This window comes from Streptomyces bauhiniae (assembly GCF_004784475.1).
GTDB classification, from domain to species: Bacteria; Actinomycetota; Actinomycetes; order Streptomycetales; family Streptomycetaceae; genus Streptomyces; species Streptomyces seoulensis.
In genome coordinates, this window is sequence record NZ_SRRT01000001.1 from 1,051,414 (window position 1) to 1,076,227 (window position 24,814).

Annotated in this window: 25 protein-coding genes and 1 pseudogene; 21 read left to right on the forward strand and 5 right to left on the reverse strand. The window is 69.6% G+C overall.

Going from position 1 to position 24,814, the window contains the following annotated elements:
- The first annotated feature begins 55 nt into the window (after window positions 1-55).
- The 12 genes from rplS (at window position 56) to E5083_RS05010 (ending at window position 9,990) form a co-directional block, all read left to right on the forward strand.
- A complete protein-coding gene (gene rplS / locus E5083_RS04955) occupies window positions 56-406 on the forward strand; it encodes a 50S ribosomal protein L19 (RefSeq protein ID WP_007493339.1) in 351 nt (116 codons plus the stop codon).
- 45 nt (window positions 407-451) lie between these two features.
- Window positions 452-1,144: a signal peptidase I gene (lepB, locus tag E5083_RS04960; RefSeq protein ID WP_135784305.1), complete on the forward strand. Its 693-nt coding sequence runs from the start codon at window positions 452-454 to the stop codon at window positions 1,142-1,144.
- A complete protein-coding gene (gene lepB / locus E5083_RS04965) occupies window positions 1,137-2,246 on the forward strand; it encodes a signal peptidase I (RefSeq protein WP_135784306.1) in 1,110 nt (369 codons plus the stop codon). The genes lepB (E5083_RS04960) and lepB (E5083_RS04965) overlap by 8 nt, the downstream gene beginning before the upstream one ends.
- Window positions 2,212-3,120 carry a signal peptidase I gene (lepB, locus tag E5083_RS04970; RefSeq protein WP_425276688.1) on the forward strand — a complete coding sequence of 303 codons (909 nt, stop codon included), beginning with the start codon at window positions 2,212-2,214 and terminating at the stop codon, window positions 3,118-3,120. Before lepB (E5083_RS04965) ends, lepB (E5083_RS04970) begins: the two co-directional genes overlap by 35 nt.
- Before the next feature lie 173 nt (window positions 3,121-3,293).
- The gene (lepB, locus tag E5083_RS04975; RefSeq protein WP_135784308.1) at window positions 3,294-4,046 is read left to right on the forward strand and encodes a signal peptidase I; all 753 of its coding nucleotides are present in this window, start codon (window positions 3,294-3,296) and stop codon (window positions 4,044-4,046) included.
- Window positions 4,036-4,542, forward strand: a complete 507-nt coding sequence (locus E5083_RS04980) for an NUDIX hydrolase (protein WP_135784309.1) — start codon at window positions 4,036-4,038, stop codon at window positions 4,540-4,542. The genes lepB (E5083_RS04975) and E5083_RS04980 overlap by 11 nt, the downstream gene beginning before the upstream one ends.
- 56 nt (window positions 4,543-4,598) lie before the next feature.
- Window positions 4,599-4,907 (forward strand): DUF2469 domain-containing protein, encoded by a 309-nt coding sequence (locus tag E5083_RS04985; protein WP_003993268.1) that lies wholly within the window; start codon window positions 4,599-4,601, stop codon window positions 4,905-4,907.
- A 144-nt stretch (window positions 4,908-5,051) separates the two neighbouring features.
- The gene (locus tag E5083_RS04990; RefSeq protein ID WP_135784310.1) at window positions 5,052-5,417 is read left to right on the forward strand and encodes a YraN family protein; all 366 of its coding nucleotides are present in this window, start codon (window positions 5,052-5,054) and stop codon (window positions 5,415-5,417) included.
- Entirely contained in the window at window positions 5,418-7,043 is a 1,626-nt protein-coding gene (locus tag E5083_RS04995; RefSeq protein ID WP_135784311.1) for a YifB family Mg chelatase-like AAA ATPase, read from the forward strand. It abuts the gene before it with no gap.
- Window positions 7,040-8,197, forward strand: a complete 1,158-nt coding sequence (dprA, locus tag E5083_RS05000; protein ID WP_135784312.1) for a DNA-processing protein DprA — start codon at window positions 7,040-7,042, stop codon at window positions 8,195-8,197. Before E5083_RS04995 ends, dprA begins: the two co-directional genes overlap by 4 nt.
- Before the next feature lie 328 nt (window positions 8,198-8,525).
- The gene (gene whiG, locus E5083_RS05005; RefSeq protein ID WP_031183700.1) at window positions 8,526-9,368 is read left to right on the forward strand and encodes an RNA polymerase sigma factor WhiG; all 843 of its coding nucleotides are present in this window, start codon (window positions 8,526-8,528) and stop codon (window positions 9,366-9,368) included.
- A 64-nt stretch (window positions 9,369-9,432) separates the two neighbouring features.
- Window positions 9,433-9,990 carry a TetR/AcrR family transcriptional regulator gene (locus E5083_RS05010; protein ID WP_135784431.1) on the forward strand — a complete coding sequence of 186 codons (558 nt, stop codon included), beginning with the start codon at window positions 9,433-9,435 and terminating at the stop codon, window positions 9,988-9,990.
- A 20-nt stretch (window positions 9,991-10,010) separates the two neighbouring features.
- On the opposite strand, the gene E5083_RS05015 is transcribed toward E5083_RS05010, so the two are convergent.
- Window positions 10,011-10,589 carry a M23 family metallopeptidase gene (locus tag E5083_RS05015; RefSeq protein WP_135784313.1) on the reverse strand — a complete coding sequence of 193 codons (579 nt, stop codon included), beginning with the start codon at window positions 10,587-10,589 and terminating at the stop codon, window positions 10,011-10,013.
- Between the two features lie 271 nt (window positions 10,590-10,860).
- Here E5083_RS05015 and rpsB point away from each other — a divergent pair, with 271 nt between their 5' ends.
- The 5 genes from rpsB (at window position 10,861) to E5083_RS05040 (ending at window position 15,476) form a co-directional block, all read left to right on the forward strand.
- The gene (gene rpsB / locus E5083_RS05020; RefSeq protein WP_135784314.1) at window positions 10,861-11,766 is read left to right on the forward strand and encodes a 30S ribosomal protein S2; all 906 of its coding nucleotides are present in this window, start codon (window positions 10,861-10,863) and stop codon (window positions 11,764-11,766) included.
- Window positions 11,767-11,913: 147 nt separating this feature from the next.
- Window positions 11,914-12,750 carry a translation elongation factor Ts gene (gene tsf / locus E5083_RS05025; protein ID WP_030808611.1) on the forward strand — a complete coding sequence of 279 codons (837 nt, stop codon included), beginning with the start codon at window positions 11,914-11,916 and terminating at the stop codon, window positions 12,748-12,750.
- A gap of 190 nt (window positions 12,751-12,940) precedes the next feature.
- Window positions 12,941-13,699 (forward strand): UMP kinase, encoded by a 759-nt coding sequence (gene pyrH, locus E5083_RS05030; protein WP_135784315.1) that lies wholly within the window; start codon window positions 12,941-12,943, stop codon window positions 13,697-13,699.
- Window positions 13,700-13,878: 179 nt separating this feature from the next.
- Entirely contained in the window at window positions 13,879-14,436 is a 558-nt protein-coding gene (frr, locus tag E5083_RS05035) for a ribosome recycling factor (RefSeq protein WP_026248385.1), read from the forward strand.
- Window positions 14,436-15,476 carry a phosphatidate cytidylyltransferase gene (locus tag E5083_RS05040; protein WP_135784316.1) on the forward strand — a complete coding sequence of 347 codons (1,041 nt, stop codon included), beginning with the start codon at window positions 14,436-14,438 and terminating at the stop codon, window positions 15,474-15,476. Before frr ends, E5083_RS05040 begins: the two co-directional genes overlap by 1 nt.
- A 132-nt stretch (window positions 15,477-15,608) precedes the next feature.
- Here the strand turns inward: E5083_RS05040 and E5083_RS05045 are convergent, their stop codons facing one another.
- Both E5083_RS05045 and E5083_RS31085 read right to left on the reverse strand, forming a co-directional pair.
- Entirely contained in the window at window positions 15,609-15,836 is a 228-nt protein-coding gene (locus E5083_RS05045; RefSeq protein WP_135784317.1) for a hypothetical protein, read from the reverse strand.
- Between the two features lie 308 nt (window positions 15,837-16,144).
- Window positions 16,145-16,456: a hypothetical protein gene (locus E5083_RS31085; RefSeq protein ID WP_167513450.1), complete on the reverse strand. Its 312-nt coding sequence runs from the start codon at window positions 16,454-16,456 to the stop codon at window positions 16,145-16,147.
- Window positions 16,457-16,889: 433 nt separating this feature from the next.
- Between E5083_RS31085 and E5083_RS05055 the strand changes: the two genes are divergently transcribed.
- A complete protein-coding gene (locus E5083_RS05055; RefSeq protein WP_135784318.1) occupies window positions 16,890-17,120 on the forward strand; it encodes a hypothetical protein in 231 nt (76 codons plus the stop codon).
- Window positions 17,121-17,210: 90 nt separating this feature from the next.
- Here E5083_RS05055 and E5083_RS32310 read toward each other — a convergent pair.
- Together E5083_RS32310 and E5083_RS31090 are read right to left on the reverse strand one after the other, a co-directional pair.
- Window positions 17,211-18,429: pseudogene (locus tag E5083_RS32310) on the reverse strand (tyrosine-type recombinase/integrase); the annotation flags it as partial.
- 55 nt (window positions 18,430-18,484) lie between these two features.
- Window positions 18,485-18,661, reverse strand: coding sequence for a hypothetical protein (locus E5083_RS31090; RefSeq protein ID WP_167513451.1), 177 nt, complete (start codon window positions 18,659-18,661; stop codon window positions 18,485-18,487).
- A gap of 229 nt (window positions 18,662-18,890) precedes the next feature.
- Between E5083_RS31090 and E5083_RS05065 the strand changes: the two genes are divergently transcribed.
- The 3 genes from E5083_RS05065 (at window position 18,891) to rlmN (ending at window position 24,803) form a co-directional block, all read left to right on the forward strand.
- A complete protein-coding gene (locus E5083_RS05065; protein WP_135784319.1) occupies window positions 18,891-23,012 on the forward strand; it encodes an NACHT domain-containing protein in 4,122 nt (1,373 codons plus the stop codon).
- Window positions 23,013-23,084: 72 nt separating this feature from the next.
- Window positions 23,085-23,279, forward strand: coding sequence for a hypothetical protein (locus E5083_RS31465; RefSeq protein WP_208753965.1), 195 nt, complete (start codon window positions 23,085-23,087; stop codon window positions 23,277-23,279).
- Between the two features lie 417 nt (window positions 23,280-23,696).
- Entirely contained in the window at window positions 23,697-24,803 is a 1,107-nt protein-coding gene (rlmN, locus tag E5083_RS05075) for a dual-specificity RNA methyltransferase RlmN (RefSeq protein WP_135784320.1), read from the forward strand.
- The last annotated feature ends 11 nt before the right edge of the window (window positions 24,804-24,814 follow it).

The following is a 24,814-nucleotide window of genomic DNA, read 5'->3' on the forward strand; positions in this document are numbered from 1 at the left end:
TTCGAACATCTAGTTCCGTTGATGACCTGTGGCATCAGCGAAGAAAGCAGACGAAATGTCTCACCTGCTCGACACCGTCGACTCCGCGTCGCTGCGCACCGACGTCCCGGCCTTCCGCCCGGGTGACACCGTCAACGTGCACGTCCGCGTCATCGAGGGCAACCGCTCGCGTGTGCAGCAGTTCAAGGGCGTCGTGATCCGCCGCCAGGGTGCGGGCGTCCGCGAGACCTTCACGGTCCGCAAGGTCTCCTTCTCCGTCGGCGTGGAGCGTACCTTCCCGGTGCACACCCCGATCGTCGAGAAGATCGAGCTCGTCACCCGCGGTGACGTGCGCCGCGCCAAGCTGTACTACCTCCGTGAGCTGCGCGGCAAGGCCGCGAAGATCAAGGAGAAGCGCGACAACTGAGCGCCTGCCTTCAGTCCTGACGGGGCCGGATAGCATCTGGCCCCGATGGACACCGAAGCACAGCCCGCCGAACGCGACCGTTCCCGCCCACCCGGTACACCGGGTACGCGGGGCCGGTCGCGTTTCGCGTTGGCCCCGCTCGCCGAGCGCGTGCCGGGCGGCCGGTTCACCCTGGCGCTCCTCACCTGCCTCGTCTTCCTGCTGCTCCTGAGCACGTTCGTGGTGCGGCCGTTCGTGATTCCGAGCGGTTCCATGGAGCCCGGATTGAGGGTCGGGGACCGCGTACTCGTAAACAAGTTGGCGTACCGTTTCGGTGCCCGTCCGAGCCGCGGTGACGTGGTGGTGTTCGACGGGACCGGCTACTTCGGGCACGCCGACTACGTCAAGCGCGTTGTAGGGGTGGGAGGCGACCATGTGGTCTGCTGCGACAGGGAGGGGAGGATCGAGGTGAACGGCCGCCCGGTCGACGAGACGGGGTTCCTCTATCCGGGGAACAGCGCGTCCGACGTGCCCTTCGACGTGGTGGTGCCCGACGGCCGCCTCTTCCTGCTCGGTGACCACCGCGCCCGCTCCAGCGACTCCCGCGACCACCTCGGCTCCCCGGGCGGCGGCATGGTCCCGGTGGAGGACGTGGTGGGCCGCGCCGACTGGATCGTCTGGCCGTACGGCCACTTCACGCGCATCGAGCGCCCCCGCGCCTACGCGCACGTACCTGCCGCGGAGGCCGCGCATGGGTAACCGGGCAAGGCCGCGCGGGGTCACCGGCGCGGCCGCCGACAATCCGCTGCCCACCGGCGCCCGCCGGACCTCCCGGCCGAGCGCCGGCCGTTCGCGGGCGGAGCGGCGCAAGCTCCAGCGCAAGGTGAAGCGCAAACGCAGACGGTCGGCGGTGCGGGAGATCCCGCTGCTGCTCGGGGTCGCGGTGCTGATCGCGCTGGTGCTGAAGACCTTCCTGGTGCAGGCGTTCGTGATCCCGTCCGGCTCGATGGAGCAGACGATCCGGATCGGGGACCGGGTCCTGGTCGACAAGTTCACCCCCTGGTTCGGCTCCCGGCCGACGCGCGGGGACGTGGTGGTGTTCCACGATCCGGGCGGCTGGCTGACCGGTGAGGAGACACCGAAGAAGAACGACCCGGTCGTGGTCAAGCAGGTGAAGGAGGGGCTGACCTTCATCGGGCTGCTTCCCTCGGACAACGAGAAGGACCTGATCAAGCGGGTCATCGGGGTCGGCGGTGACCATGTGAAGTGCTGCGACGCCGAGGGCCGGGTCACGGTCAACGGCGTCCCCCTCACCGAGGGCGCCTACATCTACCCCGGCAACGCCCCCTCCGCGACCTCCTTCGACATCACGGTGCCCAAGGGCCGCCTGTGGGTGATGGGCGACCACCGGGGCAACTCCGCCGACTCCCGCTTCCACCAGAACACGTCGTACGGCGGGACCGTCTCCGAGGAGTCGGTCGTCGGCCGGGCGATGTTCATCGGCTGGCCCTTCGCGCACTGGACGCGCCTGGACGAACCTAAAACCTTCGCAAGCGTCACCGACGCGGCGTCCGGGGCGAGTGCGGCCCGTGCCCCGTCGCATAGGGTTGCCCCCTACGATCCGAACGGACTGACCCAGCTCCCGACCCCTGCGGAACTCCCGCTCGTTATGGGAGTGGTGGGCCTGCACCGTGCATGGGGCAGGCGGCGGCACAGAGTAAGGAGTTGGCGTGGGGGATGTGGCGGTTGGCGCACGGTCGGGGCACGACGGCGAGGAGCACCGCGGGCACCCCGTGGGGTCCGACGCCTCGGCCCCGGACGGCGCCGTGAACTCCGGGAACGGCTTCGCGGCGGCCGGTGACGGCACCCCGCCCGGCCGGCCCCCGCATACCGACGAGGGCGGCGGGGGCGGCGGCGGTGCCGCGCGCCGGCCGGAGAAGCAGCGCTCGTTCTGGAAGGAACTGCCGATCCTCGTCGGCATCGCGCTGGTGCTGGCCCTGCTGATCAAGACGTTCCTGGTGCAGGCGTTCTCGATCCCGTCCGACTCGATGCAGAACACCCTCCAGCAGGGTGACCGCGTCCTGGTGGACAAGCTCACCCCCTGGTTCGGCTCCGAGCCCGAGCGCGGCGAGGTCGTCGTCTTCCACGACCCCGGCCAGTGGCTGGCGGGCGAGCCGACGCCGGAGCAGAACGCGGTGCAGAAGGCGCTGAGCTGGATCGGCCTGATGCCGTCCGCCGAGGAGAAGGACCTCATCAAGCGCGTGATCGGCGTCGGCGGGGACACGGTCGAGTGCGAGGGCAGCGCCCCGCTGAAGGTCAACGGCAAGGCGCTGGACGAGCCGTACGTCTACCCAGGCAACACGCCGTGCAGCGTGGACGACCAGGGCGGCCAGTTCAAGGTCAAGGTGCCCAAGGGCTACATCTGGGTGATGGGCGACCACCGCCAGAACTCGCGGGACTCCCGGTACAACCAGACCGACGAGAACCACGGCATGGTCCCGGTCAAGGACGTCGTCGGACGCGCGATCGTGAAGGCGTGGCCGATCAACCGCTGGGGCACCCTGCCGATCCCGGACACCTTCGACCAGCCGGGCCTGGACAAGCAGAGCTCGGCCGCCGCTTCGCTGCCGTACGCGCCGGGCGCCGGTGCGGTCGCGCTTGTGGTGCCGGTGGCGGTGTGGCGTCGCCGTAAGGCGGCTCGTCCCGCTGGCGCGGAGGCCGCGCGCGAGGTGTGAGCCGCGCTTTCGCGCGCGAGGTACGCACGCTGCCGAGGGCGGTGTTTCCCGAAAGACCTGGTGAAGAACCGGTCACCGGGGGACACCGCCCTCGCGGCTTTCCGGCCCGGTGTGCTACCAAAGGCGGATCGTGGCAGGCCGGGCGACCCCGGCGGAGGGGACCGGGAGACGACATGGCAAGTGCCCAAGGCGCGGAGTCCGCGGGGCCCAACGGGGGCCTCGGCGGGAAACTGTCGGGCGTGGCGGTGGCCGTCGGCCTGCTGCTCTTCCTGGCCGGCTTCGGCTGGGCCGCGGTGACCTACCGGCCCTACACCGTGCCGACCAGCTCGATGACCCCGACCATCGACGCCGGTGACCGGGTGCTGGCCCAGCGGGTCGACGGCGCGGACGTGCGCCGGGGTGACGTGGTGGTGTTCAGCGACAAGACCTGGGTGACCGGTGCCGACGTGGTCAAGCGGGTCGTCGCGGTCGGCGGGGACACCGTCGCCTGCTGCACCGACGGCAAGCTGAGCGTCAACGGCAAGCCGGTCGACGAGCCCTATCTGCCCAAGGGCACCCCGGCCGAGGTCAAGGGCTTTCCGACGGTGACCGTGCCCAAGGGCCGCCTCTTCCTGCTCGGCGACGAACGCCAGGGCTCGCTGGACTCCACCGCCCACCTCACCGACGCGGCCGAGGGCACGGTGAGCCGCGGTGCGGTGCACGCCCGCGTGGACTCCGTGGTCTGGCCGATGCGGGGCATGCTGGCCCGGCCGACCGGGTTCGAGGCGCTGGGCACGGTGTCGGAGCCGGGTCCGCTGCGGCTGATCGAGGTGATGATCGTCGCCGGTGCGGTGCTGGTCCTGGGCGGCGCCGCCTACGGCCCGGTCGCGGCGCGCGTGGGCCGTTCCCGCGCCCGGAGCAGCGCGGAGCCCGTCCATGCCGGCTGAGGACACCTACGCGGGCGGGCTGCGCAAGGTCGCCCGTGTGGTGCTGCTCGACCCCGCCGACCGCGTCCTGCTGCTGCACGGGCACGAACCGGACGATCCGGCCGACGACTGGTGGTTCACCCCCGGCGGCGGCGTGGAGGGAGCCGAGACCCGCGAGCAGGCCGCGCTGAGGGAACTGGTCGAGGAGACCGGCATCACCGAGGTCGACCTGGGCCCGGTGCTGTGGCGCCGCCGGTGCTCCTTCCCGTTCGCCGGGCGCCGCTGGGACCAGGACGAGTGGTACTACCTCGCCCGTACGACCCAGACGGTGACGGCCGCCCTCGGGCTGACCGAGCTGGAGCGGCGCAGCGTGTCCGGAGCGCGCTGGTGGACGTGCCGGGAACTCGAGCGGGCGCATGAGACGGTGTATCCGACCAGGCTCGCCGGGCTGCTGCGCACGCTGCTCGACGAGGGTCCCCCGGCCACGCCCGTGACCCTCGACACGGAAATCGTCTGAGGGTTCGCCGGACTGGCGCACAATGGGGGGATCGCACGGCTGAAGGGGAAGCTGCCATGAGCGCCGAGGACCTCGAGAAGTACGAGACCGAGATGGAGCTGAAGCTCTACCGGGAGTACCGAGACGTCGTCGGTCTGTTCAAATACGTGATCGAGACGGAACGGCGCTTCTACCTCACCAACGACTACGAGATGCAGGTGCACTCGGTCCAGGGTGAGGTGTTCTTCGAGGTGTCGATGGCCGACGCCTGGGTGTGGGACATGTACCGCCCGGCGCGGTTCGTCAAGCAGGTCCGGGTGTTGACGTTCAAGGACGTGAACATTGAGGAGCTGAACAAGAGTGATCTGGAGTTGCCGAGCGGGTGAGGTCGTTCTGAGGCCGCTCGGGTAGGGCCGACGCTGGTCGTCACTCACACGGGTGGCGGAGATATCCACAAGTGAGGCTCCGTCCACCAAGATCCACTTCTTTCGGCGTGCCCCGTCACGGTGGGTGCCGGAGGTGGTGCCGACATGAACAAGGCACGCAGTGGACTGGGCAGGTACGGCGAGGATCTGGCCGCGCGGCGGCTGACCGAGGCCGGGATGAGCATCCTGGAGCGCAACTGGCGCTGCGGACGCTCGGGAGAGATCGACATCGTGGCGCGGGACGGCGGCACGCTGGTCGTCTGCGAGGTGAAGACCCGGCGGGGCGGGGAGTTCCAGCACCCGATGGCCGCCGTGACGCCCGAGAAGGCGCGACGGCTGCTGGACCTGGCCGAGCGATGGGTGCATACGCACGGCGGAGCACCGCCGGGAGGGGTCCGGGTCGATCTGGTCGGGGTGCTGCTGCCCCGGCGCGGGGCGCCCGCCGTGGAGCATGCGCGGGGGGTGGCCTAGATGGGATTCGCCCGCACCTGCTCGGTGGCCCTGGTCGGGGTCGAGGGTGTCCTCGTCGAGGTCCAGGCCGACCTGGAGCCCGGAGTGGCCGCCTTCACCCTGGTGGGGCTGCCGGACAAGAGCCTGACGGAGAGCCGGGACCGGGTCCGCGCCGCCGTGGTGAACTCCGGTGGCGAGTGGCCGCAGAAGAAACTCACCGTGGGGCTGAGCCCGGCCTCGGTGCCCAAAGCCGGCTCGGGATTCGATCTCGCCGTGGCGAGTGCTGTGCTCGGTGCCGCCGAGCGCATCGACCCCAGGGTGCTCGCCGACATCGTCATGATCGGCGAACTCGGTCTTGACGGCCGGGTCCGGCCGGTCCGGGGCATCCTTCCCGCCGTGCTGGCCGCCGCAGACGCCGGGTACACCCAGGTCGTCGTCCCGGAGTGCGCCGCCGCCGAGGCCGCGCTGGTGCCCGGAGTGTCCGTGCTCGGCGTACGCAGCCTGCGCCAGCTCATCGCCGTCCTCGCGGACGAACCGGTGCCCGAGGAGGAGCCGGACGCGCCCGGGCGCCCCGATCCACTCCTCGCCGGGCTTCGGATGCCCGGTACCGGCTCGGCCACCGGTATGCACAGCGCCGGAGCGGCCCAGCACGACCAGGGCCACGACCTGGCCGACGTGGTGGGCCAGACCTCGGCGCGTTCGGCGGTGGAAGTGGCGGCCGCCGGCGGTCACCATCTCTTCCTCGAAGGCCCACCTGGCGCGGGCAAGACGATGCTCGCCGAACGGCTCCCCGCCGTACTGCCCCGGCTGACCCGGCAGGACTCCCTGGAGGTCACGGCCGTGCACTCGGTGGCCGGGCTGCTGCCACCGGGCAAACCGCTCATCGACGTGGCGCCCTACTGCGCCCCGCACCACTCGGCCACCATGCAGTCACTGGTCGGCGGCGGCCCCGGCATCGCCCGGCCCGGCGCCGTCTCCCTGGCCCACCGGGGCGTGCTCTTTTTGGACGAGGCGCCCGAGTTCCACAGTCAGACGCTGGACGCGCTGCGACAGCCGCTGGAGTCCGGGCATGTGGTGATCGCGCGGAGTGCGGGCGTGGTGCGGTTCCCGGCGCGGTTCCTGATGGTGCTCGCGGCCAACCCCTGCCCGTGCGGGCGTTTCTCGCAGCGCGATTCCCTGTGCGACTGCCCGCCCTCCGCGATCCGGCGTTACCAGTCCCGGCTCTCCGGCCCGCTGCTGGACCGGGTGGACCTGCGGGTCGAGGTCGATCCGGTGACCCGCGCCCAGTTGACCGACCCCGGTGCGCGCGGCGAGTCCACCGCGACCGTGGCCGACCGGGTGCGCGAGGCCCGGCAGCGGGCGGCGGCCCGGCTGGCCGGGACCCCGTGGGGCACCAACAGCGAGGTGCCCGGCCGGGAACTGCGCAGCCGCTTCCATGCCGTCACGGGTGCGATGGACGAGGCCGAGCGCAATCTGGAGCGGGGCGTGCTCACCGCACGCGGCATCGACCGGGTGCTGCGGGTGGCGTGGACCGTCGCCGACCTGGTCGGACACGACCGCCCGGACGCCGGGGACGTGGCCCTCGCCCTGCAACTGCGCACCGGCGTCCCCCGTGGCGTCCCCATGGCCATCGGAGCCCTGGCATGACGGCGGACCGGGCGGCGGAGGAGCGGACCGGGCGGGTGTTCCTCACCCGCGTGATCGAGCCCGGCGACGACATCGGCGGACGGTGGCTGCGGCTGTTCGGGGTGCCGGAGGTGGTGCGGCGGCTGCGGGAGGGCGGCGACCCTCTGCCGGGGGTGAGCGGCACCCGCTGGCGCGGGCTGCTGGCACGGGCGGTGCGGGCCGAGCCGGAGGCGGACCTGGCGGCCGCGCGGGAGGCCGGGGCACGGTTCGTGTGTCCGGGGGACGCCGAGTGGCCCGCCCAGCTCGACGACCTGGGCGACGGGCGCCCGGTGGGTCTGTGGGTGCGTGGCCGGCCGGGGCTGCGGATGTGGGCGCTGCGTTCCGTGGCCGTCGTGGGCGCCCGCGCCTGCACCGAGTACGGCTCCCATGTGGCCGCCACCCTCGCCGCCGGGCTGGCCGAGCGGGGCTGGGTGGTCGTCTCCGGCGGGGCGTACGGGGTCGACGGCGCCGCACACCGGGGTGCCCTCGCGGCCGACGGGGCGACCGTGGCCGTGCTGGCCTCGGGGGTGGACCAGGCGTACCCGCGCGGGCATGCCGCGCTGATCGACCGGATCGCTCAACAAGGTCTCGTCATCGGGGAGTTGCCACCGGGGGACCATCCGACGCCCAGCCGTTTCATCGTCCGCAACCGGGTGATCGCCGCGCTCACCCGGGGCACGGTCGTCGTGGAAGCCGCCTGCCGCAGCGGGTCCCTGGTCACGGCCCGCGCCGCCCAGCGGCTCGGCAGATTCACCATGGGAGTGCCCGGCCCGGTGACCAGCGGACGCTCCGCAGGGGTGCACGAGCTGCTGCGCGGGGAGGCGGTGCTCGTCACCGACGCGGCGGACGTGATCGAACTCGTCGGCGGGATCGGCGAACTGGCCCCGCCCCGGCGCGGCCCGGTGCTCCCGCGCGACCTGCTCGACCCCGACGCGGCCACCGTCCTCGCCGCCCTGCCCGCCGCCCGCCCGGCCGGCCCGGAGGAGATCGCCCGCGAGGCGCGCACCACCCGCGAGGAGGCGGTCGCCCGGCTGTACGAGCTTCGAGCGCTTGGCTACGTCGAACGACACGACGACGGCTGGAAGTTGACACGCCAGGCGATGCTGTCGGTCGGGAAAGACCCGCACCCGCCCTGACCGAGGGTGTTCGGCCGTCCGGGGGAATCCTCTACGCCCTTGGGATTTACCGGAGTTGACGCCCGTAACCGGTCACGCTGAGCGAACCGGGTGACGCGGGGGAGCGGCGTCGCACAGGGGTGCGCGCACGGGTGGTGCCCCACTGTTCGCACACCGCGACTCCTCAGTCACGCTACGCTCACGAAAGTTCGGGCGCGGACGGGCCGGCCCGCACCCTCTTGCGCGGCCCGCGCCCAGCGACGACCCGGTATCCAGCCCCTACCCCGCATCCCCCGCTCACGGCACGGCAGTTCACAGCACTTCACGGCAGAACGGCACTAGGCGACGAATGCCCCAGCACACCTCCGGCTCCGACCGGGCGGCGGCCCCCCCAGCCGCCCGCGACGGCGGCAGCGTGCGACCGCCCGCTCCTTCGACGCTCGACGAGCTGTGGCGGTCGTACAAGGCGACGGGGGACGAGCGCCTCCGGGAGCAGCTCATCCTGCACTACTCGCCGCTCGTGAAGTACGTCGCGGGACGGGTGAGCGTCGGGCTGCCGCCCAACGTGGAGCAGGCCGACTTCGTCTCCTCCGGGGTGTTCGGGCTGATCGACGCGATCGAGAAGTTCGACATCGAGCGCGAGATCAAGTTCGAGACGTACGCGATCACCCGGATTCGCGGCGCCATGATCGACGAACTGCGGGCGCTGGACTGGATTCCCCGTTCGGTCCGGCAGAAGGCGCGCAACTACGAGCGGGCCTATGCGGCGCTGGAGGCGAAGCTGCGGCGGACCCCGAGCGAGCAGGAGGTCGCCACCGAGCTGGGCGTGGAGGTCGAGGAGCTGCACGCGGTCTTCAGCCAGTTGTCCCTGGCCAACGTGGTCGCGCTGGAGGAGTTGCTGCACGTCGGCGGCGAGGGCGGCGACCGGCTCAGCCTCATGGACACCCTGGAGGACACCGCCGCCGACAACCCCGTCGAGGTGGCCGAGGACCGGGAGCTGCGCCGCTTCCTGGCGCGGGCCATCAACACCCTGCCCGACCGGGAGAAGACCGTGGTCACGCTCTACTACTACGAGGGTCTGACCCTGGCCGAGATCGGCAACGTCCTCGGGGTCACCGAGAGCCGGGTCAGCCAGATCCACACCAAGTCGGTGCTCCAGCTCCGGGCCAAGCTGGCGAGCTTCGGACGCTGACTCCTGCCGTGTTCCCCGGCCGGTCCGTAAAGTGGGGGGCGTGCCAAGGATTCGAGCGGCCTCCGTGGCCGAGCACCGGTCGATGCAGCGAGCCGCCCTGCTGGACGCGGCCCGCTCCCTGCTGTCCGAGGGCGGGACGGACGCGCTGACCTTCCCCGCGCTCGCGGAGCGCACCGGTCTTGCCAGGTCGTCGGTGTACGAGTACTTCCGCTCGCGGGCCGCCGTGGTCGAGGAGCTGTGCGCGGTCGACTTCCCCGTCTGGGCGGCGGAGGTCGAGGCCGCGATGGCGGACGCGCCCACCGCCGAGGGCAAGGTCGAGGCGTATGTGCGCCGGCAGCTCGCCCTGGTCGGGGACCGGCGGCACCGGGCCGTCGTGGCGATCTCCGCGAGCGAACTCGACGCCGGGGCGCGGGAGAAGATCCGCGCCGCGCACGGCGGGCTGGTGGCGATGATCGTCGAGGCGCTGGCCGGCCTCGGGCACGAGCAGCCCCGGCTGGCCGCGATGCTGCTCCAGGGCGTCGTGGACGCGGCCGTGCGCCGTATCGAACTCGGTGCGGCCGAACACCCCGAGGCGATCACCGAGGCGGCGGTCGCCATGGCCCTGCGGGGCGTCCGGGGCTGAGTTTTCGGGGCTGACACCGTTCAGCCCGGCGGCACCGGAACCCCCAGCACCGGCAGCAGCCGGGACGGACCACGGCCGAGCAGCCAAGGCGGCAGCAGGTCCAGCGGGTTCAGATAGGTCTCCCCGTCCAGCAGCCCCCAGTGCACACACGCCTCCGGGCAATGTGACCCGGCGCCCTCCACCGTCCCCACCACCTCCCCGGCCTCCACCTCCGCGCCCGTCTTCACCCCGGCGCGCACCGGCTCGTACGTCGTCCGCAGCGAGGTGCCCGCCAGGGCCACCGCGACCACGCCCCGGCCCGCCACCCGCCCCGCGTACGACACCCGGCCCGCCGCCACCGCCCGCACCGGGGCGCCCCGCGCCGCCGCCAGGTCCACGCCCCGGTGCCCGGCGGCGTACACGGTGGCGGGCGGCTCCCAGCCCCGCAGCACCGCCGGACGCGTCCCCACCGGCCAGGTCCGGGCCAGCGCGGGCACCCGCTCACCAGGAGGTTTCTCCGGGGGCGGCGGGTCCGCCCACGCCAGGGGCGTGAGCACGGCGAAGGTCAACAGCAGGGGCACAAGCACCCAGTTCGTCACGTATCGCACCAGTGATCGCATGCGAGAACCCTGCCGTTCGCCGGCCGATCTTGGCGGGATCTGTGGACAACCTGCCGGTTGTGGACAGCGGCGTCACCCGGTGCCCTGGCCGTCCCGTACACTTCTTCTGGCGATCCGGGTCACCGGGTCGACTTCGCACGCCCCGGTACGAAGCCCGTCACAGGGTTCGTACAAGCGCCCCTCGGTCCTTCGCGGCACGGCGCACCGCGGGCGTCAGGCGCGACCGCCGTCCGGCGGACGCGGCACAACCGAGAATCTCAAGGAGATGGCCATGGCCGTCGTCACGATGCGGGAGCTGCTGGAGAGCGGCGTCCACTTCGGTCACCAGACCCGTCGCTGGAACCCGAAGATGAAGCGCTTCATCTTCACCGAGCGCAACGGCATCTACATCATCGACCTGCTCCAGTCGCTGTCGTACATCGACCGCGCCTACGAGTTCGTCAAGGAGACCGTCGCCCACGGCGGCACGGTCATGTTCGTCGGCACGAAGAAGCAGGCGCAGGAGGCCATCGCCGAGCAGGCCACCCGCGTCGGCATGCCCTACGTCAACCAGCGCTGGCTGGGCGGCATGCTCACCAACTTCTCGACCGTCTACAAGCGTCTGCAGCGCCTCAAGGAGCTCGAGCAGATCGACTTCGAGGACGTCGCCGCCTCCGGTCTGACCAAGAAGGAGCTGCTGGTCCTCTCCCGCGAGAAGGCCAAGCTCGAGAAGACCCTCGGTGGTATCCGCGAGATGCAGAAGGTGCCCAGCGCCGTCTGGATCGTGGACACCAAGAAGGAGCACATCGCGGTCGGCGAGGCCCGGAAGCTCAACATCCCGGTCGTCGCCATCCTCGACACCAACTGCGACCCCGACGAGGTCGACTACAAGATCCCGGGCAACGACGACGCGATCCGCTCCGTCACCCTGCTCACCCGCGTGATCGCCGACGCCGTCGCCGAGGGCCTCATCTCCCGCTCGCGCGTCGCCACCGGTGACAAGGGCGAGAAGGCCGCGGCCGAGCCGCTGGCCGAGTGGGAGCGCGACCTGCTCGAGGGCGAGAAGAAGGCCGACGAGGCCGCCGAGGCCGTCGAGATCGCCGCCGAGGCCCCCGCGCCCGACGCCCCGGTCTCCGAGGCCGTCGAAGAGGCTGCCGCCGAGGTCGAGGCCGAGGCCCCCAAGGCCGAGCAGGCCTGACACCGGAGCTGACGGTGGGGGCGGCATGAACCCCGCCCCCGCCCGTCATCCGTAGCCCGACACGACGCCCGCGACCCGGCCACCCGCCGGTCGCGGGCCCGTGCGGATCTCCGATCTCCCAAGACTTCCAGAAAGACTCACTGACTCATGGCGAACTACACCGCCGCCGACGTCAAGAAGCTCCGTGAGCTCACCGGCGCCGGCATGATGGACTGCAAGAAGGCGCTGGACGAGGCCGAGGGCAACGTCGAGAAGGCCGTCGAGGCGCTGCGCATCAAGGGCCAGAAGGGCGTCGCCAAGCGTGAGGGCCGCTCCGCCGAGAACGGCGCCGTGGTCTCCATCATCGCCGACGACAACTCCGAGGGTGTCCTCGTCGAGCTGAAGTGCGAGACGGACTTCGTCGCCAAGGGTGACAAGTTCCAGGCCGTGGCCAACGCCATCGCCGAGCACGTCGCCAAGACCTCCCCGGCCGACATCGAGGCGCTCCTCGCCTCCGAGATCGAGCCCGGCAAGACCGTCCAGGCGTTCGTGGACGAGGCCAACGCCAACCTCGGCGAGAAGATCGTCCTGGACCGCTTCGCGCAGTTCACCGACGGCTACGTCACCGCGTACATGCACCGCACGATGCCCGACCTGCCCCCGCAGATCGGTGTCCTCGTCGAGCTGGACAAGCCCAACGCCGAGGTCGCCAAGGGCATCGCCCAGCACATCGCCGCCTTCGCGCCGAAGTACCTCTCCAAGGAGGACGTGCCGGCCGAGGTCGTCGAGTCCGAGCGTCGCATCGCCGAGGAGACCACCCGCGCCGAGGGCAAGCCCGAGGCCGCGATCGCCAAGATCGTCGAGGGTCGTCTCAACGGCTTCTTCAAGGACGCCACGGTGCTCGGCCAGCCGTACGCGCTGGACAACAAGAAGTCCGTCCAGAAGGTGCTGGACGAGGCCGGTGTCACCCTGAAGCGCTTCTCGCGCATCAAGGTCGGCATCTGAGTCCGTACCGCGATCGACGCGCGACCCCGATAGGGTCGACAGCAGTCGTCCGCGCAGACCGCCGCCCGTGGCTGTGCGGCGGACGGCAGCAGATCTGACGAGGAGGCCATTGCCGCGCAAGGGAGCGAGAAGCGACCCACCGGCAATGGCCTTCTTCGTATGTGCAACACGTGAAAGAGGCGGGATCTCCATGACCACCAAGGCCCAGAAGAGCGACGACGGCAAAGTAAGCGGCCGGTTTCTGCTGAAGCTGTCCGGAGAGGCCTTCTCCGGCGGCGGTGGCCTCGGCGTCGACCCGGACGTGGTGCACAAGATCGCCCGCGAGATCGCCGCCGTCGTGCGTGACGGCGCGGAGATCGCGGTCGTGATCGGCGGCGGCAACTTCTTCCGCGGCGCCGAGCTGCAGCAGCGCGGCATGGACCGGGCCCGCTCCGACTACATGGGCATGCTCGGCACCGTGATGAACTGCCTCGCCCTCCAGGACTTCCTGGAGAAGGAGGGCATCGACAGCCGCGTGCAGACCGCCATCACCATGGGCCAGGTCGCCGAGCCGTACATCCCGCTGCGCGCCGTGCGCCACCTGGAGAAGGGCCGCGTGGTCATCTTCGGTGCCGGGATGGGCATGCCGTACTTCTCCACCGACACCACCGCCGCCCAGCGCGCCCTGGAGATCGACGCCGAGGCGCTGCTCATGGGCAAGAACGGGGTGGACGGGGTCTACGACGCCGACCCCAAGACCAACCCCGACGCCGTCAAGTTCGACGCGCTCGGCTACGGCGAGGTCATCACCCGTGACCTCAAGGTCGCCGACGCCACCGCCGTCACCCTGTGCCGCGACAACAGCCTGCCGATCGTCGTCTTCGAGCTGCTGGCCGAGGGCAATATCGCGCGGGCCGTCAAGGGTGAGAAGATCGGCACGCTCGTGGGTGACGAGGGCAGCCGGGACTGACCGGCGACCCCGCGCCACCGGCGCGACCCGTCCGGGGCAAGGACGGGACGCGCCCCGGCCGGGGGATGGACAATGTCCTGCCGGTCGGGAACCGTGCAGGAAGCAGACGCGACGCAGCCGGCCCGCCGCCCGAACGGGCATCGCGGCCGGGCCTTACTCAAGACACGCAGGAGCAAGTGGTGATCGAAGAGACCCTCCTCGAAGCCGAGGAGAAGATGGAGAAGGCCGTCGTGGTCGCCAAGGAGGACTTCGCCGCGATCCGCACCGGCCGTGCGCACCCCGCGATGTTCAACAAGATCGTGGCGGACTACTACGGTGCCCCGACGCCGATCAACCAGCTCGCCTCGTTCTCCGTGCCGGAGCCGCGCATGGCCGTGGTGACCCCGTTCGACAAGAGCGCGCTGCGCAACATCGAGCAGGCGATCCGGGACTCCGACCTGGGCGTCAACCCCAGCAACGACGGCAACATCATCCGTGTGGTGTTCCCCGAGCTGACCGAGGAGCGCCGCCGCGACTACATCAAGGTCGCCAAGCACAAGGCCGAGGACGCCAAGGTCTCGATCCGCTCCGTGCGCCGCAAGGCCAAGGACGCCATCGACAAGCTGATCAAGGACGGCGAGGTCGGCGAGGACGAGGGCCGCCGCGCCGAGAAGGAGCTCGACGACCTGACCGCCAAGTACGTGGCGCAGGTGGACGAGCTCCTCAAGCACAAGGAAGCGGAGCTGCTCGAAGTCTGATGAGCGACTCTTCCTGGGGGGCGCCGCCGCAGGCGGGGCAGGCCGGGTACTGGGGGCCCACCGCGGGTGGGCCACTCCAGGGGGCTGTCACGGCGGGTCCCGCATACGATGCGCCCGAGGCGCAGCAGACTCGCCCCATGCCCAGCGTGCCCGACGTACCCGCGTATGGCGGAGACCAGGACGACGACCCGATGCCCGACGCCCCTCAGCCGGTGCCCGTGCCGAAGAAGACCGCGGGCCGTGACCTGAGCGCGGCCATAGGCGTCGGCGTGGGGCTCGGCGTGGTCATCATCGCCTCGCTCTTCGTCGTCAAGGCTGTCTTCGTCGGTGTGGTCGCCGTCGCGGTGGTCGTCGGTCTGTGGGAGCTGACCAGCCGGCTCCAGGAGCGCAAGGGGATCAAGGCACCCCTGGTGCCGCTCGCGGTGGGCGGTGCGGCCATGGTCGTCGCCGGGTACGCGCGCGGCGCCGAGGGTGCCTGGGTCGCCATGGCGCTCACCGCGCTGGCGGTGTTGGTCTGGCGGATGACGCAGCCGCCGGAGGGCTACCTCAAGGACGTCACGGCCGGTGTCTTCGCCGCGTTCTACGTGCCGTTCCTGGCGACCTTCGTGGCGATGATGCTCACCGCCGGCGACGGTGCCTGGCGGGTGCTGACGTTCCTGGTCCTCACCGTGGTCAGCGACACCGGCGCGTACGCGGTCGGCTGGCGCTTCGGCAAGCACAAGCTCGCTCCGCGCATCAGCCCCGGCAAGACGCGCGAGGGCCTGATGGGCGCGGTCGCCTTCGCCATGGTCGCGGGCGCGCTGTGCATGCAGTTCCTCATCGACGACGGCGCCTGGTGGCAGGGCCTGATCCTCGGCCTCGCGGTCGCGTGCAGTGCCACGCTGGGCGACCTCGGCGAGTCCATGATCAAGCGCGACCTCGGCATCAAGGACATGGGCACCCTCCTCCCCGGCCACGGAGGAATCATGGACCGCCTGGACTCCTTGCTCCCTACGGCCCCGGTGGTGTGGCTGCTGCTGGTGGCGTTCGTGGGGTCCTGAGCCCGTCTACGGTCTCTGGGCCCCGCTCTCTTTCCGAGAGCGGGGCCCACTGCGTTGTCCGCTTACTCCGGCTGCCGCTTCTTGACGCTGCGCCGTTCGACAAACCGTCTTCCGCCCGCAGGAGACCGTTGATCACGCGAACGGCGACAGGCCCCTGTCCTCCAGGTGGGCGAGCAATGATTCAAGGCATGCGTCTGCCGTGGCCAGGTCGGCACGGAAGAACGAATCCTCGCCGAACGGCCCACCGCTGACGATGACCATCCATGCGGTCCGCTGTTCAACCATGCGGTCACCGTCGGCCTTGAAGACCGTCGTGACTCCGCGCTCGGCCAGCCACTCCATCAGCTCCAGCAGGTCCACTCGCACCCCTCCGGAGAGATCGTCTCATCCCTGGAGCACGCGCCCCTGTGCTGCAAGGCTGATCAGAGCTGACGGCCGACACTTACGGGTGACCACCCCCACCCCGCTCCGGCCCGGGCACCCCAAGTCGATCTGAGACACTGGTACCACCATGCCCAAGCCCGGAGAACTGGTGTTGCGCGCAGCTCGCTGACGCTGTGACCGGCACTCTTGGGTGTGTAGAACATGGCCGTGTCGGGGCTCGGGCCGTGTCCGGGCCGTCGGAGCATGGCTAAGCCCGCCCCATCTTACGGAGCGGGCCGATGCCGTCAGATCCGGCGGCGGGTTGCCACCATGTAGCAGACCAGCGGCAGGATGGCCGCCAGGGAAAGAAGCGCGGCGGTCATCTGCCACGGCAGTCCGAGGCCGGCCACTTCGAGAGCCTTGGCCATGACCGGCGGTCCGATCACGGTTCCGCAGATGCCGAAGGCAAGGTGGCTCGTCTCCAGCATGCGCCCCGCTTCTCCACTCGGAACGGCCGCAGTGAAGGTCGGGCCACTACGAGTGGTCGTGATCTTGACGTAGGCGGCGGCGCTGGGTTCGTCGCTGCTGTTGAACGGGATCACTTCGTTAGAACTCATTGTGGGCTTTCTGAGGCCCGGTTCACGTTGGTCCAGGCGCTTTGCCTGGGTAGTAACCGTTCCTCCGCCCGGTACGTCATCTAGCACCCTGTAGCTAGATCGGGACCGGACGTAGCCACGCGGTGAGCTCCATGGTGTACCCCCCCTTCGAGTCTCAGCAGGTGCTCGCACCTGCGCTAACTATCGAGGCAAGATCCCCCCGAGTTGGTGTTCTGTGTCTATCAACGGGCCCTCCTCTCGCATCGCATGGAGTTGGCTGACTGGGGCGCGGTCTGATGGACCGTCTCAGTCAGCTTGGGCACACCGTAACACCACCAGGTGCGTTATTGCACCTGGATATGGCATGGTGGGTGTTAGAAGCTGGACCTGAGCGCGTCATCTAGGTGCGTACGCGCACTAAGATCAGCAAGGTTGAAGAGGAAGGGAGGTGTCTATGGCTTCGGTGAAGAGTCGCCTGCCGGCGAACGAGAGGTACTCAGTCACGCTCGTGCCCCCGGCAGTGGAAGCCATCAATAAGCTCGTGGAGGCAACAGGGCTGACCAAGACAGACGTGATCAACAGAGCGGTGCAGGTTTACGCCTTCTTGGAAGAGCGCATGGGTGAAGGTAACGATGTTGTGCTGCGCAGCCCTGACGGCGAGTACGAGCGTGTCCACATCGTGTAGGAAGCGGAAGACCGGTTCCGCGCCAGCCAGATATGCATATGCCGGGTGGAGCGACACTTTGAGGTGTTGCCCCACCCAGCAGGTGCGATGCTATGTATTGGCCTTACGAAGCAGGATCGCGTCAACAGCCTTCCGAGTACGCTCCTGGCTCGACGGCATCAGATGCGCGTACACCCGCAGCGTCAGCCCAGGGTCGGCGTGTCCCAGGTACTCGCTCACGGCCTTGATGCTTTCGCCGGCGTCCAGAAGTGCCTCAGGGCGTGCATGCCGTGCTCATGGGCGGACGGGTTACTTGGCGTTCCCTCCGGCGTCCGAGATCAGACCGACCGACGCGAGGGCGGGCTTCCACTCCTGGATGTTGAAGTTGCTGCGCCAGACCAGCCCGCTTGCGGTGTTCGTGAACAGGAGACGGGCAGACACCTTCGGGCCGTCCGGCTTGCGCCAGGGCAACGTGATCTCGACCGGCTTGAAGGCGCCAAGGTGAGCCCGCAGGGCCTCAGCCACCGAGGGCGGTAACGGCACGTCCCGCTCCTTGTTGCACTTGGGCGGAGCGAACACCGCCTTGTTGCACTTGGGCGGAGCGAACACCGCCTTTTCTCGGATCAGCTTCACCTGCCGGACGACCCGGATGATGCCGCCGTCGAAGTCGAGCGCATCCTCCGCCAACCTCACGATCTCGCCTTGACGAAGCCCGCACCCGGCGCCCACGTCCACGATGGGCCGGTAACGCTGGGGGAGCGCTGCACGAACTGCCTCAACCTGGGCAGGCAACCACGGCACAACACGGCGTTGCTCAACGGCCGGCGGACGGACGGACTTCGCGGAGCACGGGTTCCGGGGCAGCAGCCCGTCGTCGACGGCCGCACTGAGGACGGCCCGCACGCCGCCGTAGAGGTTCCTTGCGTAGCCGCCACTCACGGCCGGGTCGTTCTCCAGCGCGTTCACCAGGCCCCGGACGTGTTCCGGGCGGAACGAGTCCAGCGGCCGAGAGCCCGATCAGGCGAAACGCGTGCAGGCGTAACCGCTGATCGACGACCACCACACTGGCCGGGTCGATGCCGTGGGTCTTGAGCCACTTCTCGGCGTAGCTCTTGAAGGTGATCTGGGCTGCACGCGGGTCGATGTACCGACCGCGGGACATGTCCGAGGCGATCCCGGTGAGCCACTGCTCGGCGAGCCGCTTCTGGCGGTCCGGGAAGCTCTTGGACTTCTCGGTTCCGTCCGGGCCGACGTACCAAGCCCGGTAGCACAGGCCGGTGCCGTGCCGGTCGGTCTTGACCTTGCGGCTCTTACCGTCCGGGCCGGTCTGGCGAGGGCCGCGACATCGGCCTCAGGCCGATTTGCAGCTCGGCGCACATCCATGATCAACGAGTACGAAGCCACCAGTCCAGGACGGCGATGGCGACGGCTCCGGTGGAGCCGGCGAAGCCGAGGACGGCGCGGCGGCCGGCTTCTCGCCACAGCGTCTGCGGGCGGGGCCGCGGGCCAGCGGGCGGGGTCGTGGAGCGGGTGGTGGCGGGCTTACGGCGGCGGTTGGCCATGGCGGGTCTTCCCCCTTGTGGCGGTGTGGATGGTGGTGCGCCGGGCCCGGCGTTGCTTCGAGATTGGCCTCGTGGGAGTGGTCTGGTCTCAAGGGCGGGGTGGGTGAGGCAGGTTGGGTACTAACCTGCTGGTCCGCACTGGTGCGGTACGGCTGCCCGATCCACCCGTTTCAGGCAGCCGGGGGCTGCCGGGTGGCGAGACAGGGTCGGCATCAGGGGGGAAGAAGCTGTGGGAGTTCACCGCGAGACGCTTTACCGGCGGCTGCGCACGCTGCGCACCGAGGCGGAGGCCGCGTACCGCGAGCGGCACGGGTCCGGTGGTCTTCAGGCGCCGCTGGAGCAGCAGGTCCGCAGGACTGGGCTGCCGGGTACATCGACGTTCGAGGGGAAGGTGGCCAGCCGGTGGGCTCCGAAGGGCATAGCGTCCTTCAACACTCCACAGCCGGACAGTTTCGAGCAGGTCCTGGCCCTGGTCGCGGTCTGGGAGTCCTGGACTGATGCCCGGACACTCGACTCGGACGGCCGGGTCCGCCCAGCCTGGCTCGCATCAGAGGCTCGCAGAGACTGGCAGCTGCTGCTGGACAGCGCCTGGCAGGAGACCGCCGACGGCCGGCGCCGTACTCCCACCGCACCCGGTATGGAGGCCGAGGCGGATGCTGCTGTGGCCCGCTACTTCGAGCGCCTGGTCGTGACGTGCGGGCGGCTGAACCTCGATGTCCTGGGTGGGAGTGAGCGGGCGGGTGAGCAGCCCATGATCCGGCTGCGGCAGGTGTTCGAGGCCCCGCCGGCGTCGTGGGACCCGCCGAAGCCGGAATTGCCAGCGCGGCTCTGGCAGGAACTGGTGGAGCGCGGCGAGGTGCCGGCGGAGGAGTTGCCTCCGGGGCTGCGGGCGGAGCAGGTCAAGGAGTGGCGTAAGACACGGGTGGAGCGGCCGCCGGTGCCGGTCCTCGAGGCGGTTGCCTCAGCTCAGGGCCAGCGACTGGTGCTGCTGGGCGATCCGGGGGCAGGCAAGTCGACGCTGTCGCGGTTTCTGGCGCTGGCGATCGCCGGCGGGCTGGAGGAGGTGCCCGCCGAGCTGCGCGGTCTGGTGGAGGCGGGCACGGTGCCGGTGGTCGTGGAGCTGCGGCACCTCGCCGACGAGAGGTGGCGGGGCCGGACGGTGGAGGACTTCTGGGAAGAGTTCGACAACATCGAACGCATGTGCCTACCGCGGAACGTCTTCGAGTACCTGTTGGAGCGCACGCACCGGCCGGTGCTGGTGGTCTTCGACGGCTTGGACGAGATCTTCGACCCCGGTCGGCGGGCTGCTGTCGCCCGGCAGGTGGCGGCATTCGCCGAAGTTCACGAGCACGTGCGGGTCATCGTCACCTCGCGCGTCATCGGCTTCACCCGCGAGGTGTTCGCCAACGCCGGGTTCGCCCAGGCCAAGCTGGAGGACCTTCCCCGGCGGCAGATCGAGTCGTTCATCCGGCGCTGGTATATCGCTGCCCACCGCGACGACCTCAACGAGGCCTCCCGCCTCAGCGAACGCCTCATCAACGCCGTGCGCGGATTCACGTCCGTGGCGGAGTTGGCGGGCAACCCCTTGCTGCTGACCATCTTGGCCTCCATCGGCCTGGGTACCACCATCCCCCGCGACCGTCGCGAGGTCTACCGGCACGCGGTCGACGTCCTCACCAGCCGTTGGGACCGCGACGCCAAACATCTTCCCCTCCCCCGCCAAGACCACCCCGATGTCGCCGCCGCCATCGATGAACTCGACATGGGCCTGCTCCAAGAGCTCCTCCAACGCCTCGCCCGCCGCCTGCAGGAGAGCGCGGGCAGCCCCGAGGGCAGCCCCCTCATCCCCCGCGGCGACCTCACAGACATGATCGCCGAGTATGTCGTCACCGACATGAACTACCCGCATCACGTCGGCCGCATCGTCGCCGGCGCCGTGGTCACCCGGCTACACGAGCGGGCCTTCCTCTTGCACCCCCACGGCGCCGGCATGTACGGCTTCGTGCACCGCACCTTTCTCGAATATCTCGCCGCACGTGAACTCAACCGACGCTACGCGGGCCGCGAATGGTCCCCCGAAGAGCTCATCGACATGCTCGCCGACCGCGCCACCAACCCCGTCTGGCACGAAGTCATCCTGCTATTCATCGGCGAGATCAGCAGCCAGGCGGAAGCCGAACACGCCACCTTCATCGCCCGCCTGCTCCACATGCACCGCCGGCGCAGCACCCCCGCCTACCGTCAAACAAACGGCAGTACAAAGTTTCTGGAGCTTGCCATCCGTGTGCTTGCCGAAGCCCACCGGATTCCCCGCGCACCCGCCAGACCCGGGAAGCATCCCGAACGATCACTTGCCATCCAGAGCAACGCCGTGATCGACACCCTCACCGCCCACCTCTCGGACTTCCCATGGGCCACGCTGACTGGCGCTGTGCCTGCGATGATGTCCTTCCCCTGGTCATGGACCGGCCGCGAGCGCTACCAGCGCTGGCACCGTACAGAAATTCCCTCCGATTCGGGAGATGGGAAGGACGTCCTTGCAGCGTCGCTGTGCCGTACGCCTCAGGAGGCCGGCCGTCTGGCTCGAGTCCCATGGGGGTACTGGACGGGAAATGCCGCTGTACGGGTGCTGGGGGAGCGGTGGCCCGACAGGGACGACACCTACACCGCCATCCTTAACACCGCCCGCGACACCAACGCCAGCGGTTACGCCCGCAGCACGGCCCTGGAGGTGCTGGGGGAACGGTGGCCCGACCGGGACGACACCTACACCACAGCCCTCGATGCCGCCCGCGACACCAACGCCAGCAACACCACCCGCAGCACCGCCCTGGAGGTGCTGGGGGAACGGTGGCCCGACCGGGACGACACCCATACCGCAGTCCTCAACACCGTTCACGACACCAACGCCAGCACACCTGACCGCGATGCCGCCCTGCGGGTGCTGGCCCAACGGTGGCCCAACCGGGGCGACACCTACACCACCGTCCTCGAGGCCGCCCGCGACCGCGACTCCAACTCACGCGACGTCGCCGCGCAGGCGCTGGGGGAGCGGTGGCCCGACCGGGACGACACCTACACCACAGTCCTCGAGGTCGCCCGCGACACTAGCGACAACGCCAGCGACTACGGCAGCGGCTATGCCCGCAGCACTGCCCTGGAGGCGCTGGGGGAGCGGTGGCCGGACCGGGACGACACCTACACCGCAGTCCTCGATGCCGCCCGCGACACCAACGAGAACGACGACGACTCCGTCACCCGGGGCACTGCCCTGCAGTTGCTGGGGGAGCGGTGGCCGGACCGGGACGACACCTACACCGCAGTCCTCGATGCCGCCCGCGACACCAACGCCAGCAACTACGCCCGGGGCATTGCCCTGCAGTTGCTGGGGGAGCGGTGGCCCGACCGGGACGACACCTACACCGCAGTCCTCGATGCCGTCCACGACACCAACGCCAGCAACTACGCCCGGGGCACTGCCCTGCAGTTGCTGGGGGAGCGGTGGCCGGACCGGGACGACACCTACACCACAGTCCTTGATGCCGCCCGCGACACTAGCGACAACGCCAGCGACAACGCCCGGGGCACTGCCCTGGAGGTGCTGGGGGAGCGGTGGCCGGACCGGGACGACACCTACACCACAGTCCTTGATGCTGCCCGCGACACTAGCGACAACGCCAGCGACAACGCCCGGGGCACTGCCCTGGAGGTGCTGGGGGAGCGGTGGCCTGACCGGGACGACACCTACACCACAGTCCTTGATGTCGCCCGCGACCGCGACTCCAACTCACGCGCCGTCGCCGTGCGAGCGCTCGGGGAGCGGTGGCCCGACCGGGACGACACCTACACCACCATCCTCGAGGCCACCCGCGACACCAACGCCAGCAACACCACCCGCAGTACCGCCCTGCGGATGGTGGGGGAGCAGTGGCCCGACCGGGAGGATGCCTATGCCGCAGTCCTCGATGCCGCCCACGACACCAGCGACAACGACACCACCCGCAGCACCGCCCTGCTGGTGCTGGCCCAACGGTGGCCCGACCGGGACGACACCTATACCACAGTCCTCGAGGCCGCCCACAACACCAACGCCAGCAACACCACCCGCGACACCGCCCTGTGCATGCTGGCCCAACGGTGGCCAGAGCTCGAAGTTACATGGGACTGTGCAGCGATTCGCTTTACGGAAACAGGCAATGAGATAAGTGACGCCCTATTGCAAATCCTGACTCTGGTATGGCCAGAAAAATCAAGGACGGAAGAATTGCTGCTAAAGCTTGCGAAAGAACGGCCGAACAATACGGTAATAAATAGCTCGCTGTCTTACCTTCGCTCAACAGCGCTTGAGTGAGATCTGAATGATCACCGCCTCCAGGGTCTGTGCGCTTACCGGGGTAATTGATGATCACGGAAGAGGCATCAAGTGACTGAGCTCTTTCAGCTGAACGAGCGCAGCCCCTACGGCTCTACTCTGGCCGAGGCAGTGCGCGAGAACGTCGCGGATACGGCGCGTGAGCTGGACGAAGCGGTGCGGGACGTGCGGGGGTACGAGTACGCCGTCATCATCGGACACGCGCTTTTTCCCTTCAAGTACGCCGACCGTCTCAAGCCCCTCTAACGTGCACGGTTGGCGGCCAACGCTTCCCCCACGCGCCGTCGGATGCTGCTGAGCCATGGGCCGGAGTCGCAAAATGGCCTATTCCCCGTGGACGACGAGTTCACGACAGAGGAGTACGAAGAACTTCACGAGACGAGGCCCTGGGTGCCTACACGAAGCTCGTGTGTCTGCTCTTCACGGCCGACCCCGAGAACGGCGTCCACGTCATCCACTGGGGGGACGCCCACCTCGAACGTGATCGCACCTTCACCTGGTTCCACAGTGAACAGCTGCGGGTGGCCCTAGCCTCTCGAGTGAACCCTGCCGTCTCTGGGCCGTCCGAGGCTGCTCAGCGCCGACCGGTGGCGACCACTACAGACAGTCGTAGCTAGCCACACCCCCGGTTCACCCAAATCGATCTGAGACACTGGTACCACCATGCCCAAGCCCGGAGAACTTACTTTCGTTGCCCCCCGCGGAGCCAAGAAGCCGCCGCGGCATCTCGCTGATCTTTCGCCTGCGGAGCGGAAGGATGCTGTCGCGGAGGCGGGGGAGAAGCCGTTTCGTGCCAAGCAGCTTTCGCAGCACTACTTCGCGCGGTTCGCGCACGATCCGGAGGAGTGGACCGACATCCCCGCCGGTTCGCGTACCAAGCTCCAGGAGGCGCTGTTCCCGGAGCTGATGTCGGTGGTCCGGCATCTGGCCACGGACCAGGGCACCACCCGTAAGACCCTGTGGCGGCTGTTCGACGGCACGCTGGTGGAGTCGGTGCTGATGCGGTACCCGGACCGGGTCACCATGTGCATCAGCAGCCAGGCCGGGTGTGGGATGAACTGCCCGTTCTGCGCGACCGGGCAGGCGGGGCTGGACCGGAATCTGTCCACCGCCGAGATCGTGCACCAGATCGTGGACGGTATGCGGGCGCTCAGGGACGGGGAAGTGCCCGGCGGCCCCGCGCGGCTGTCCAACATCGTCTTCATGGGCATGGGCGAGCCGCTCGCCAACTACAAGCGGGTCGTCGGCGCCATCCGGGCCCTCACCGACCCCGCTCCCGACGGCCTCGGCCTGTCCCAGCGCGGCATCACCGTGTCGACCGTCGGCCTCGTCCCCGCCATCCACCGCTTCGCCGACGAGGGCTTCAAGTGCCGGCTGGCGATCTCCCTGCACGCCCCCGACGACGAGCTGCGCGACACCCTCGTCCCCGTGAACACGCGGTGGAAGGTGCGCGAGGTGCTGGACGCCGGGTTCGAGTACGCGGCGAAGTCGGGCCGCCGGCTGTCCATCGAGTACGCGCTGATCCGGGACATCAACGACCAGGCGTGGCGCGGCGACCGGCTCGGCCGGATGCTCAAGGGCAGGCCCGTGCACGTCAACCTGATCCCGCTCAACCCCACCCCCGGCTCCAAGTGGACCGCCTCCCGTCCCGAGGACGAGAAGGCGTTCGTGGAGGCCATCGCCGCGCACGGCGTGCCGGTGACCGTCCGGGACACCCGCGGTCAGGAGATCGACGGGGCGTGTGGCCAGCTCGCGGCCACCGAGCGGTAACCTGGGCCGGT